Source organism: Clostridium prolinivorans (genome assembly GCF_004011155.1).
In the GTDB taxonomy this organism is placed as follows: domain Bacteria; phylum Bacillota; class Clostridia; order Clostridiales; family Clostridiaceae; genus Clostridium_AT; species Clostridium_AT prolinivorans.
This window is the reverse complement of the sequence record NZ_RJWG01000001.1, coordinates 404,490-418,246: the sequence shown is the minus strand read 5'-3', so window position 1 is coordinate 418,246 and position 13,757 is coordinate 404,490. Positions and strand designations below refer to the sequence as shown.

The window sequence follows — 13,757 nt, the reverse complement described above, 5'->3', positions numbered from 1 at the left end:
AATATTCAGATTAATATATTAAATGAAGAATTTTAGATAATAACTTGTCTGTTATTATTGATTAATGTTATAATAAATTTTATAAATTTCATATATAAAATATTAGTATAGGAGAGTGAAATATATGAATTTTGACAATATAAAAAAAGTCGATAAAGAAATTTTTAATCTTATTGAAAATGAAACTAAAAGACAAGAAAACAACATAGAACTTATAGCTTCTGAAAATTTTACCAGTAAAGCTGTAATGGAAGCAATGGGTTCACAGCTAACTAATAAATATGCAGAAGGCTATCCAGGGAAAAGATATTATGGCGGATGTGAAATTGTAGATAAAGTAGAAAATCTAGCAAGAGAAAGAATGAAAAAACTTTTTAATGCAGAACACGCTAATGTTCAAGCTCATTCAGGTTCACAAGCAAATATGGCTGTTTATTTTGCTATGTTAAAACCTGGTGACACAGTACTTGGTATGAATTTAAGTCATGGAGGACATTTAACTCATGGTAGCCCAGTAAATTTTTCAGGTAAAATTTTTAATTTTGTATCTTATGGAGTAAATAAAATCACAGAAGAAATTGATTATGAAGAAGTTAGAAATTTAGCTATAAAATATAGACCTAAAATGATTGTCGCAGGAGCAAGTGCTTATCCTAGAATTATAGATTTTAAAAAATTCAAAGAGATAAGTGATGAAGTAGGAGCATTTTTGATGGTAGATATGGCTCATATAGCAGGTCTTGTAGCAGCAGGAGTCCATCCTTCACCTGTTCCTTATGCAGATTTTGTTACAACAACAACTCATAAAACCCTCAGAGGTCCTAGAGGTGGGGCTATTCTTTGCAAAGAAAAATATGCAAAAGATATTGATAAATCGATTTTCCCAGGAATGCAGGGAGGACCACTTATGCATATTATTGCTGCAAAAGCAGTATGCTTTGAGGAAGCTTCTAAATATGAGTTTAAAGAATATATAAATCAAGTTGTAAAAAATGCAAAAGTACTTTCTGAAGAACTAATCAAATATGGATTTAGGCTAGTATCAGGAGGTACTGATAATCATTTGTTATTAGTAGATTTAACTAATAAAGGAATAAATGGTAAAGATGCAGAAAAACTTCTTGATAAAGCAAGAATAACCGTAAATAAAAACACTATACCTTTTGAAACTCAAAGTCCATTTATAACAAGTGGTATCAGAATAGGTACTGCAGCAGTAACTACTAGAGGATTTAAAGAAGAAGAAATGAAAGAAATTGCATATTTAATTAATAGAATAATTGAAGGAAGAGAAAATGAAATACCTATGGTACAAGAAAAAGTGGATGAAATTTGCCGTAAATTTCCTATTTATTAATAAGAAATTAATTTTTAGATGTGATAATCAAATTTAAAAATTTAATATAATTTTAATTTTTATAAAAAGATTATGTAACAATAAGCTCTAAATTAATTTCCACTATACCATTTATAGTGGCTCTAAATTTCTATTATATATAGTGATCAATATTTAATAAAAAATTTTTGTGAGATAATTATAAAAAATAAATTAAATATTACCCAGGAAATGGAAACTGCTTCAAAAGAAGCAGTTTTTTAAAGTAAGTAAAATTAATAGATAGTATTTAATGATAATAGCTTAAAAGAGATAGTATTTTGATTGATTTATTGTAAGTAAAATTATAATAGATAATTTTATAAATTAATTTTAAGTTACTTTGATATTTTTATGTTCAATATAGTTGACAGCATTACTCGGATTTGCTATTATAAATTTGAATCCATAGTAAAACACTCAAATTAAAAGGAGTGATTTAATGAAACTTTCTACAAAAGGAAGATATGGTGTAAAAGCTATGGTAGATTTAGCTATTCACTATGGCGGCGAACCTGTATCAATAAAAAGTATATCTGAAAGGCAAAAAATATCAGAATATTATTTGGAACAATTATTTTCTTCTTTAAGAAAAGCAAATTTAATAAAAAGTGTTAGAGGCGCTCAAGGTGGTTATGTGTTAAATAAAGCACCAAAAGATATTACAATATATGATATTATGGAGGTTTTAGAAGGACCTATTGAAATATCTTCATGTTTAGAAAAGAATGATTGCAATAATGTAGATTGTTGTGCTACTAGGCTTTTATGGGCAAAATTAAAAAATAGTTTTGATAGTGTAACAAAAACTACAACACTTCAAGATATATTAGATGATTACAATAGTATTAATGCTTCAAATAGTGAAGGAGTGGAGAAAAATGAATAAACCTATTTATATGGATTATGCAGCTACTACTTATGTAAAAAAAGAAGTTTTAGAAGAAATGATGCCTTATTTTTCAGAACATTATGGGAACCCATCATCAATATATTCTTTATCAAGAGATACTAAAAAAGCTATTGATTTAGCAAGAGATAGGGTTGCTAAGGCAATTAATGGAGAAAGTAATGAAATATATTTTACAGGTGGAGGTTCAGAAGCAGATAACTGGGCGTTAAAAGGTGTTGCTTTAGCTAACAAAAATAAAGGTAATCATATTATAACTACCAAGATAGAGCATCATGCAATATTACATACTTGTGAATATTTAGAAAAACAAGGTTTTGAAATTACATATCTTGATGTTGATGAATATGGTTTTGTAAATTTAGAACAATTAAAAAATTCAATTACAGATAAAACTGTTTTAGTTTCAATAATGTTTGCAAATAATGAAATAGGTACTATACAACCTATAAAAGAAATAGGTAAAATTTGCAGAGATAAAAAAGTAATATTTCATACAGACGCTGTTCAAGCAATTGGAAATGTTCCTGTAGATGTTAAAGACATGAATATTGATCTATTGTCTATGGCAGCTCATAAAATATATGGGCCTAAAGGTGTAGGAGCATTATATATAAGAAGAGGAATAAAAATAGACAATTTAATACACGGAGGAGCTCAAGAAAGAGGAAAAAGAGCAGGTACAGAAAATGTACCTGGAATTGTTGGACTTGGGAAAGCTATAGAAATTGCAATTTCAAATATGGAAGAACATAATAAAAAACTTTCAAAATTAAGGGATATGCTTATAGAAGGGCTTTTAAAAATTCCATATACGAGATTAAATGGTCCAATAAATGAAAATAGACTTCCAGGTAATGTGAATGTTTGTTTTAGATTTATAGAAGGTGAAGCAATCCTTCTGCTTTTAGATAGTATGGGAATATGTGCTTCAAGTGGCAGTGCATGTACTTCAGGTTCATTGGATCCATCTCATGTTCTTCTTGCAATTGGACTTCCACATGAAATTGCACATGGCTCTTTAAGGCTTAGTTTAGGTGATTCTAATACTGAAGAAGAAGTACAATATGTAATTAAAACTGTTAATAATGTAGTTAAAAGGCTTAGAGATATGTCACCACTTTGGGACGACTTTATAAAGAAAGGGGAACTATAATATGTATAGCGAGAAAGTTATGGATCACTTTATGAATCCTAGAAATGTAGGAGAAATACCTAATGCAGACGGGGTAGGAGAAGTAGGAAATGCAAAATGCGGAGATATAATGAAAGTATATCTTAAAATAGAAAATGATATAGTAGTTGATGCTAAATTTAAAACATTTGGTTGTGGTTCAGCTATAGCTTCATCTAGTATGGCTACTGAACTTATTAAAGGCAAAACAATTGATGAGGCTTGGAAACTTACAAATAAAGCAGTAGCAGAAGCTCTTGATGGACTTCCACCAGTTAAGATGCATTGTTCTGTTCTTGCAGAAGAAGCTATTCATAAAGCAATAAATGATTATAGAGCTAAAAAAGGCTTAGAATTATGGGATTATAAAGAACATGATGACATTCATGACCAAGTTCATGGAGAATAATTAAAAAATATAACTCTTTTAAAAGAGTTATATTTTTTTGTTTTTTGGTAAAAATATTAAAATAGTAAATCAATGTTTAGTTCTAAATTAAATATAAATTTAGTCTGAGGGTATGTTATGTTTAGAGTGAAGGATTTTATTTTAATGGATGTAATAGACATAAAAGGTAAAAAAATAGGTTTTATAAAAGATATAATAATAGATTTTAATAAAGGAGAAGTAAAAGGATTTGTTATTTCACCGTATAATCTGTTCCTAGGCAATAGAATTATATTAAAACCAAACATTATTTCATTTAATAAAGCTATGGTTATAAATGGGTGGAGTAAAGATGAGTTTTTAACATTTTCAAGTATTAAAAATATGGACGTTAAAAATAAATATGGAGATATTATTGGAATTGTGGAAGATCTCTTATTTCATGAATTTACATTTAAAATAAAAGGAATAATAGTATCTTTAGGAATATTAAAAAATTTTATGATAGGGAAAAAAATATTATTAATTAATAGTGTTATATTAGGAGAAAAATATATATTAAATTATAAAGATTATAATAAAGTTGATTTTATAAGTATTCCACATAAATTATTTATGGAAGTTGAAAGTCATGAAAAAAATATATAAATCTGTTATAATATACATAATATTTTTCGTTATATTATATATATCACTAAAAAGTTCTGTCATAAAAGAAGTTTATTATTTAGTTTTTGTATCATTTATAATATCTTACTGCCTTCGTCCATTAACCCAAATATTAACTCATAGAGGTATTAGTAAAAAAATCTCGGTTGTTTTAATACTATTTATGTTTGTTATTTTTATCTTAGGTACATTTATTATATTAATACCATCAATTTTTAAAGAAAGTTTAAATATGAGTTTTGCATTTTCACAAATAAAAATTTTTATAGGTAACTTTTATGAAAAATTAAAGCTATTGAGTAATAACAAAACTATATATGCTATATTAGATACAATATATTCAAATATTAATAAAATAGTTATAGATATTTTTAATAAAATGTTTAATGGAACTTTAAAAATAGGAGAAAATATATTATCTCTAGCTGTTGTTCCTATAGTAGTATATTATTTTTTAGTAGATAGTGAAATTATATCTAATAAATTTTTTATTTTGTTTCCACCTAAATGGAGAAACATAGTAAAAAAAACATTCGAAGATATAGATAAAATATTAGGTAGATATATTATAAGTCAATTTATTTTATGTGGCATTATAGGAATATTAACTTTCATTGTATTATTAATATTAAAAGTTGATTTTCCAATTATATTATCACTTTTAAATGCTTTTTTTAATATTATACCTTATTTCGGACCTTTATTTGGAGCAGTACCTGCTGTATTAATAGCTTTTTTATCTTCTACTAAAAGTGCTGTATGGACAGCAATAGCTCTTTATGCTATACAACAATTAGAAGGAGATATTATATCCCCTAAAATAACAGGTGATAGCGTAAGTATGCATCCTTTAGCTGTTATTATTTTAATAATAGTTGGTGGAAAAATAGGTGGAATGATAGGAATGGTATTAGCTGTTCCTCTTGGAGTTATTATAAAAATACTTTATGAAGATTTAAATTATTATTTGTTTTAAAGACAAATTTCTAAAATTTATACTTATTATTGACATCTAAAATATTTTAACTTATAATTTTTATAAATTATATATTTGGCTATGAAAGGAAGGAGTAATTATATCTAGTTATTTAGAGAGGAAGTGGTCGGTGTAAACTTCTTAACAGATATTTTGAAGCAGTCCTGGAGCTATATTTTTACAAGTGATACAATTATGATATTTTATATTTTCATAATTGTATAATTAGGGTGGTACCACGGATAACTTTCGTCCCTTATGGGAATTGAAAGTTTTTTTATTTGATAATAATAAAAAGGATAATACGGAGGAATTAGCATGAAAAAGATGGGTTTAAATGAAATAAGAGAGTCATATTTAAAATTTTTTGAAAGCAAAGGACATTTGAGACTTCCAAGCTTTTCACTTATACCTGAAAATGATAAAAGTTTACTTTTAATAAATGCTGGTATGGCACCTTTAAAACCATATTTTACAGGACTTCAAGTGCCTCCAAGTAAGAGAATAACAACATGTCAAAAGTGTATTAGAACAGGAGATATAGAAAATGTAGGTAAAACATCTAGACATGGAACTTTTTTTGAGATGTTAGGGAATTTTTCTTTTGGAGATTATTTTAAATCTGAGATTATACCATGGGCTTGGGAGTATGTAACTAAAGTACTAGAAATTCCCAAGGATACACTTTATGTTACTATTTATTTAGAAGATGATGAAGCGTACGAAATTTGGACTACCAAAACAGATATAGATCCCTTAAGGATTTTTAGATTAGGTAAAGAAGATAACTTTTGGGAAATTGGGCAAGGGCCTTGTGGACCAAGTTCAGAAATTCATTTTGATAGAAGATCTGATTTAGGTAGGATAAAAACAGCTGAAGAATTTATTAAAGCTGGAGAAGAAGATAGAGTAGTAGAATTTTGGAATTTAGTATTTACTCAATTTGACAAAGATGAAAATGGAGTATATAATAAATTACCTAATCCTAATATAGACACTGGTATGGGACTTGAAAGAATTGCAACAATTATGCAAGGAGTTAACAGTATATTTGAAATAGATACAATAAAAAGTATATTAAATGAAGTATGTAAATTATCAGGTACTGAATATGGTGAAGATAGAAAAAAAGATATCTCTATAAGAATAATCACCGATCATGTTAGAAGTATAACTTTTATGGTTAGTGATGGAGTTTTACCTTCAAATGAAGGTAGAGGATATGTACTTAGAAGAATTTTAAGAAGAGCTTCAAGGCATGGTAAATTACTAGGAATTAATAACATATTTTTATATAACCTATGTGATATAGTAATAGATGTATCAAAGTGTGCATATCCAGAACTTGAAGAAAAGAGAGAATACATAAAAAAAGTAATAAAACTTGAAGAGGAGAGATTTGAAAAAACTATAGATAGTGGAATAGAAATATTAAAAAATTATGCTCAAGAGCTTGAAAGCAAAGGGATAAAAATGCTTTCAGGTGATAAAGCATTTAAGCTTTATGATACATATGGATTTCCTTTAGAACTTACATTAGAAATATTAGAAGAAAAAAATATGTCTGTAGATTTAGAGAGTTTTAATATTGAAATGGAAAATCAAAGAATAAGAGCAAGAGAAGCTAGAGAAGAATCAAATTATATGGGTGCTGAAGATAACATTTTAAATAAAATACCTATAGATTTAAATACTAATTTTGTTGGTTATAATACGCTTAGATGTGATTCTACAGTAAGATTATTAATAAAAAATGAAGAATTTGTAGAAAAATTAAATCAAGGGGATAAAGCTATTATAATTACAGAAGAAACCCCTTTTTATGCTGAAATGGGCGGGCAAGTTGGAGATAAAGGAATAATATTAGCTAACAACTTTAAAGCTGAGGTTATAGATTGTAAAAAAAATATTTCTGGGAAAATTCTTCATTTTATTAATGTATTAGATGGAAGTATCATATTAAATTCAAAAGTAACATTAGAAGTATTTGAAGATAGAAGGAATTGTATTAGGAAAAACCATACAGCAACTCATATACTTCATGAAGCTTTAAGACGAGTATTAGGTAATCATGTAAATCAAGCGGGTTCGTATGTTGATGATATTAGATTAAGATTTGATTTTACTCATTTTGGACCAATGAGCGAAGAAGAATTGTATAAAGTAGAAACACTAGTTAATGAAAACATTATGAAAGCTTATAAAGTAGATACAGAAATAATGACTTTAGAGGAAGCCAAAAAAAGTGGTGCTGTAGCTTTGTTTGATGATAAATATAAAGATGATGTAAGAGTAGTATCTGTAGGTGATTTTAGTAAAGAATTGTGTGGAGGAACTCATGTTGGAAATTCTGGAGAAATAGGTTTATTTAAAATTATTTCTGAAACTGGAGTAGCTGCAGGAATAAGAAGAATAGAGGCTGTTACAGGATTTAATGCATTAAATTTAATTAATGAAAGAAATACACTATTAAAAAATATTGCATCAATATTAAAATGTTCCGAGAAAGATATTGTAAAAAAATTGCAATCAGAAATATCTGAATTAAAAGAAAAAGATAAGGAAATAATAGAATTAAAGAAAAAACTTATGAATTCTATAGAAGAAGAAATATTAAATAATATAAAAGAAATTAAAGGAATAAAATTTGTGGCTTATTCTCTTAAGGATATTGATGGAAATACGCTTAGGAATCTAGCTGATAAAATAAGAAATAAAATAACTGAAGGTGTAGTTGTTCTTGGAAGTAATTGTGGAGACAAAGTTCAATTTGTAGCAATGGCTACTAAAGGTGCTATAAGTCAGGGAGTTCATTGCGGGAAAATTATAAAAGAAGTAGCTAGTATAACAGGAGGTAATGGAGGCGGAAGACCAGATATGGCACAAGCAGGAGGGAAATTACCACAGAAATTAGATGAGGCTATTTCAAAAACTGGAAAGATTATAGAAACTATGGTACAATAGTGTACTTTTTGTAAAAAGTAGTTTATAATATAATTAACATGTACCTTATATCATTTTAAAGATGATAAAAAGAGGGGTGAGAGCGTAATGGGGAACAACATTGATAATACCATTCAATTTGATTTTCAAAAGGATAAAAAAGCTTTAACTAAAGAAATTTTAAATGAAGTATATGATGCTTTAATTGAAAAGGGATATAACCCTATAAATCAATTGGTGGGTTATTTAATTTCTGGTGACCCTACTTATATAACTAATTACAACGGTGCTAGAGCATTAGTAAGGAAACTAGAGAGAGATGAAATTCTTGAGGAAGTATTAAAAGCTTATCTAGGAATAAAATAAAAATGCCCTTACCGGGCATTTTTATTTTAAAATTTATATATAAATTTTTTATTATGCAATTGTTACATAAGGAGAATATGTATGAGAGTGCTAGGATTAGATGTTGGTGATAAAACTATAGGTGTTGCGGTTAGTGATCCTTTAGGATTTACCGCTCAAGGTATTAAAACTATAATTAGAACTTCTAAAAAAAAAGATATAGAAGAAATTAAAGAAATATGCAATGAATATGAAGTTGAAAGTATAGTTGTAGGACTTCCTAAAAATATGAACGGTACTATAGGACCTCAAGGAGAAAAGGTTATAAGTTTTTGCGAATATATAAAACTTAATATAAATATTCCTATAAAGCTATGGGATGAAAGACTTACAACTGTTGCAGCTCATCGTGCTATGCTAGAAGCAGATTTATCTAGAGCTAAAAGAAAAAAAATAGTAGATAAAATAGCTGCTACTTATATACTTCAAGGTTATTTAGACAGCTTATCTAAATAAAATATTTACAAAGGAGAAGTGAAATCATGGATAATGATATTAACACAATTATGCTTATCGATGAAGAAGGTAAAGAAAGACAATTTGATGTTATAACAAAATTAGATATTGAGGGAAATGAATATGTAATTGTTATACCTTCTGATGGAGAAGAAGAAGATGCCATTGCGCTTAAAATAGAAAAAGATAAAACTGGTCAGGATGTATTGGTTACAATTGATGATGAAGATGAGTTTAATATGGTGGCAGAAGCATATGAATTAATTTTTTCTGATGAAGATTTAAGTTAATTAATAGAAATGAGGTATTATAATGTCAAAGCTATCTCCAGATGGAGTTGAGAAACTTAAAAATAATTTAAAAGAAAAGGGATACAAGTTAACTCCTCAAAGAAGAGCAATTGTTGATATTATAATTAAAAATGAAGGTAGCCATTTAACAACAGAAGAATTGTATAATTTAGTAAAAAAAGAGTGTCCTGAAATTGGTCTTGCTACTGTATATAGAACCGTTCAACTTTTAGAAGAACTTGGGATTATTAGTAAATTAGATTTAAATGATGGCTGCTATAGATATGAATTAATACATGAAAGTGAAAATCATCAACATCATCATTTAATATGTAGCAATTGCGGCAAAGTTATTGAAGTAGAGGGAGATTTACTTGAAGGATTAGAGCACGAAATAGAAATTAAATATGATTTTAAAATAAAAAATCATAGTGTAAAATTTTATGGACTTTGCAAAGAATGTAATAAAGAATAAATATATTTTAATTATTTAAAGGAGGGTAGACATGAAAAAAGAAAAAGAAAAAATACGAATAATACCTCTAGGAGGAGTAAATGAAATAGGAAAAAATTTAACGGTTATTGAATATAAAAATGATATATTAATAATAGACTGTGGATTAAGATTTCCAGATGAAGATATGTTTGGGATAGATGTTGTAATACCTGATATAAGTTATCTTATAAAAAATATTGACAAGGTAAGAGGAATTTTTTTAACTCATGGACATGAAGATCATATAGGAGCATTACCTTATGTTCTTAAGCAATTAAATGTTCCTGTTTATGGTACAAAACTTACTCTTGGAATTGTAGAATCAAAATTAAAAGAACATGGTTTGTTAAGTACAGTTAAACTTATACGGGTTGCTGCTAAAGATATAATTAAACTTGAAAGTGTTTCAGTTGAATTTATAAAAACAAGTCACAGTATTGCTGATTCAGTTGCTATAGCAATTCATACACCATTAGGGGTTATACTTCATACTGGGGACTTTAAAATAGATTATACTCCAATTGATGGAGAAGTAGCTGATTTACCAAGATTTGCAGAGCTTGGCAAAAAAGGTGTAATTGCTATGCTTGCAGATAGTACTAATGTAGAAAGACCTGGATATACTATGTCTGAAAGTACAGTAGGAGAAACTTTTGAAAATATATTTTCTGATGCAAAAGGAAGAATAATTGTTGCTACTTTTGCATCTAATATTCATAGAATTCAACAAATTGTAACTGCAGCAAGTAAATATGGAAGAAAAGTTGCAGTATCAGGCAGAAGTATGGAAAATATTGTGGCAGTTGCAGCGGAATTAGGATATATAAATATGGAAAAAGAAGTATTAATAAGCATAGATAATATAAATAGATATAATGATAATCAGATAGTAATTATAACTACTGGAAGCCAAGGTGAGCCTATGTCAGCTCTTTCAAGAATGGCGGCATCTGAACATAAAAAAGTAAATATTGTTCCAGGAGATACAGTAATTATATCTGCCACACCTATACCTGGAAATGAAAAATTAGTTTCTAGAGTTATAAATCAATTATTTAAAAAAGGAGCAGAAGTAATTTATGAGGCTTTGGCAGATGTTCATGTTTCAGGCCATGCTTGTCAAGAAGAACTAAAATTAATGCATATATTAGTTAAACCTAAATTTTTTATACCAGTTCATGGCGAATATAGACATTTAAAGCAACATGCAGAACTAGCAATGAAATTGGGACTAGCAAAAGAAAATATAGTAATTTCAGATAATGGAGATATAATAGAAGTTACAAGAGATTCTATAAAAAAGAATGGAACTGTTATATCAGGACAAGTATTTGTAGATGGATTAGGGGTAGGAGATGTAGGAAATATAGTACTAAGAGATAGGAAACATTTATCACAAGATGGTATATTAACTGTAGTTGTTACTATTGAAAAAGAGACAGGTAGTGTAATAGCTGGACCAGATATTATATCTCGTGGATTTGTATATGTAAGAGAATCCGAAGATTTAATGGAAGAAGCAAGATTAATTGTAAAGGATGCTTTGAAAGAATGTGAAGAAAAACATATAACTGAATGGGCAACTATAAAATCTAATATTAGGGAAGCTTTAAGAATTTTCCTATATGAAAAAACAAAACGAAAACCTATGATTCTACCTATAATAATGGAAATATAATTTATAATTATTTATTTTAATGTTAAGTTGACTTTTTATAATGTTAATATTAGAATAAATTATGTTAAATAAAATTGGGTACTATATAGTATCCAATTTTTATTTGATTAAATTTATTGCACATATTGAAGTTTATTTTTTTATGCAAGATATGGAGGAATTTACATGGAATTATTTACAAGAGATGATATAAGAAATATTGCTATAATAGCCCATGTTGATCATGGTAAAACTACTTTAGTTGATGCTATGTTAAAACAAAGTAATATTTTTAGGGAAAATGAAAAAATTCAAGAAAGAGTTATGGATTCAAATGATTTAGAAAGGGAAAGAGGAATAACTATACTTTCTAAGAATACTTCGGTTGAGCATAATGGTATTAAAATTAATATTGTTGATACCCCTGGGCATGCAGATTTTGGTGGAGAAGTTGAAAGGGTTTTAAAAATGGTTGACAGTGTTTTATTAGTTGTAGATTCTTTTGAAGGACCTATGCCTCAAACTAAATTTGTCCTTAAAAAAGCTTTAGAATTAAATTTAAAACCTATAGTTGTTATTAATAAAATAGATAGACAAGATGCAAGACCAAATGAAGTTATAGATGAAGTGTTTGACCTTTTTATTGAATTAGGTGCTAATGATGAACAACTTGACTTTCCTATAGTATATTGTTCTGCTAAAGATGGTATAGCAAAGAATGAATTAAATGATGAAAGTAATAGTATGGAGCCATTATTTGATACTATTATTAAAAAAGTACAGGCTCCTTCAGGATATTTAGATGAACCATTTCAAATGTTAGTTACAACATTGGATTCTAATGAATATGTAGGTAAAATTGCTATAGGTAAAATTGAAAGAGGAATTATAAGAAAAAATCAACAAGCTGCACTTATAAAAAGAGATGGTACTATCAATAACGTTAAAATATCAAATCTTTATGTATTTAAAGGATTAAAAAAAGAAGAAGTAGAAGAAGCTAAAATTGGAGATATAGTTGCTGTTTCTGGAATACCTAATATTAACATAGGTGAAACTTTAGCAGATCCAAGTAAACCAGAAGCTTTACCTTTTATAGAAATTGATGAACCTACTTTAAGTATGAACTTTATGGTTAATGATTCTCCTTTTGCAGGAAGAGAAGGTGAATTTGTAACTTCTAGACATTTAAGAGATAGATTAATGAAAGAAATACAAACCAATGTAAGTCTTAGAGTAGAGGAAACCGATTCTCCAGATAATTTTAAAGTAAGTGGAAGAGGAGAATTACATCTTTCAATTTTAATTGAAACTATGAGAAGAGAAGGTTATGAATTCCAAGTATCAAAACCAACTGTAATATTTAAAGAAGAAAATGGAGTATTATTAGAACCTATTGAAAAATTAACTATAGATGTACCAGAAGAATTTATGGGAGTTGTTATGGAAAAACTTGGGCCTAGAAAAGCAGAAATGATAAATATGACTTCTGCAATAAATGGTTATACTAGATTAGAATTTTTAATACCATCTAGAGGACTTATAGGATTTAGAAATGAATTTATGACTGATACAAAAGGCAATGGTATAATGAACCATATACTTAATGGATATGATAAATATAAAGGAGATATACCAGAAAGAACAAGAGGTTCAATAGTTGCTTTTGAAACTGGAGAAGCAGTTACTTATGGATTATATAATGCTCAAGAAAGAGGTACTTTATTTATAGGACCAGGAACGGAAGTATATGAAGGAATGATTGTTGGAGAATACTCAAGGTCAGGTGATGTTGAAGTAAATGTATGCAAAAAGAAACATCTTTCAAATACTAGAGCTTCTGGATCAGATGATGCTTTAAGATTATCACCTGTAAAAGTTATGTCTTTAGAGCAATGCCTTGAATTTGTTGCCTCAGATGAACTTGTAGAAATTACTCCTAAGTCTATAAGATTGAGAAAAAAAATATTAAATACTGAATTAAGGAAAAAAGCCATGAATAGAAACAAATAAAAATT

Annotated in this window: 13 protein-coding genes and 1 other annotated feature; all 13 genes read left to right on the top strand. The window is 27.8% G+C overall.

The genetic code is table 11. From position 1 onward, the window contains the following. Nucleotides 1-124 precede the first annotated feature (124 nt). The 13 genes from EGD97_RS02040 to typA all read left to right on the top strand — a co-directional run bounded on the left by EGD97_RS02040 (nt 125) and on the right by typA (nt 13,752). Nucleotides 125-1,357: a serine hydroxymethyltransferase gene (locus EGD97_RS02040; RefSeq protein ID WP_078681526.1), complete on the top strand. Its 1,233-nt coding sequence runs from the start codon at nt 125-127 to the stop codon at nt 1,355-1,357. A 460-nt stretch (nt 1,358-1,817) separates the two neighbouring features. Beyond that, on the top strand, nt 1,818-2,264 hold the full coding sequence (locus tag EGD97_RS02035; protein WP_078681527.1) for an RrF2 family transcriptional regulator: 447 nt from the start codon (nt 1,818-1,820) through the stop codon (nt 2,262-2,264). Continuing rightward, complete coding sequence (gene nifS / locus EGD97_RS02030) at nt 2,257-3,441, top strand: cysteine desulfurase NifS (RefSeq protein WP_078681528.1); 1,185 nt, start codon at nt 2,257-2,259, stop codon at nt 3,439-3,441. The genes EGD97_RS02035 and nifS overlap by 8 nt, the downstream gene beginning before the upstream one ends. Before the next feature lies 1 nt (nt 3,442). After that, nucleotides 3,443-3,868, top strand: coding sequence for a Fe-S cluster assembly scaffold protein NifU (gene nifU, locus EGD97_RS02025; RefSeq protein ID WP_078681529.1), 426 nt, complete (start codon nt 3,443-3,445; stop codon nt 3,866-3,868). 117 nt (nt 3,869-3,985) lie between these two features. Continuing rightward, entirely contained in the window at nt 3,986-4,495 is a 510-nt protein-coding gene (locus EGD97_RS02020; RefSeq protein ID WP_078681530.1) for a PRC-barrel domain-containing protein, read from the top strand. Continuing rightward, the gene (locus EGD97_RS02015) at nt 4,479-5,492 is read left to right on the top strand and encodes an AI-2E family transporter (RefSeq protein ID WP_127836401.1); all 1,014 of its coding nucleotides are present in this window, start codon (nt 4,479-4,481) and stop codon (nt 5,490-5,492) included. Before EGD97_RS02020 ends, EGD97_RS02015 begins: the two co-directional genes overlap by 17 nt. A gap of 72 nt (nt 5,493-5,564) precedes the next feature. Next, nucleotides 5,565-5,752 (top strand) — a binding site (T-box leader). Between the two features lie 58 nt (nt 5,753-5,810). Beyond that, nucleotides 5,811-8,456, top strand: a complete 2,646-nt coding sequence (gene alaS / locus EGD97_RS02010; RefSeq protein ID WP_078681532.1) for an alanine--tRNA ligase — start codon at nt 5,811-5,813, stop codon at nt 8,454-8,456. A gap of 87 nt (nt 8,457-8,543) precedes the next feature. Beyond that, the gene (locus EGD97_RS02005) at nt 8,544-8,801 is read left to right on the top strand and encodes an IreB family regulatory phosphoprotein (RefSeq protein WP_078681533.1); all 258 of its coding nucleotides are present in this window, start codon (nt 8,544-8,546) and stop codon (nt 8,799-8,801) included. Between the two features lie 81 nt (nt 8,802-8,882). After that, complete coding sequence (gene ruvX / locus EGD97_RS02000; protein WP_078681534.1) at nt 8,883-9,296, top strand: Holliday junction resolvase RuvX; 414 nt, start codon at nt 8,883-8,885, stop codon at nt 9,294-9,296. Between the two features lie 26 nt (nt 9,297-9,322). Then, nucleotides 9,323-9,586: a DUF1292 domain-containing protein gene (locus tag EGD97_RS01995; protein ID WP_078681535.1), complete on the top strand. Its 264-nt coding sequence runs from the start codon at nt 9,323-9,325 to the stop codon at nt 9,584-9,586. A 22-nt stretch (nt 9,587-9,608) separates the two neighbouring features. Further along, complete coding sequence (locus EGD97_RS01990) at nt 9,609-10,061, top strand: Fur family transcriptional regulator (protein ID WP_078681536.1); 453 nt, start codon at nt 9,609-9,611, stop codon at nt 10,059-10,061. 31 nt (nt 10,062-10,092) lie between these two features. Further along, nucleotides 10,093-11,760 carry a ribonuclease J gene (locus tag EGD97_RS01985; protein WP_078681537.1) on the top strand — a complete coding sequence of 556 codons (1,668 nt, stop codon included), beginning with the start codon at nt 10,093-10,095 and terminating at the stop codon, nt 11,758-11,760. A 165-nt stretch (nt 11,761-11,925) separates the two neighbouring features. Then, nucleotides 11,926-13,752: a translational GTPase TypA gene (gene typA / locus EGD97_RS01980; protein ID WP_078681538.1), complete on the top strand. Its 1,827-nt coding sequence runs from the start codon at nt 11,926-11,928 to the stop codon at nt 13,750-13,752. Nucleotides 13,753-13,757 lie beyond the last annotated feature (5 nt).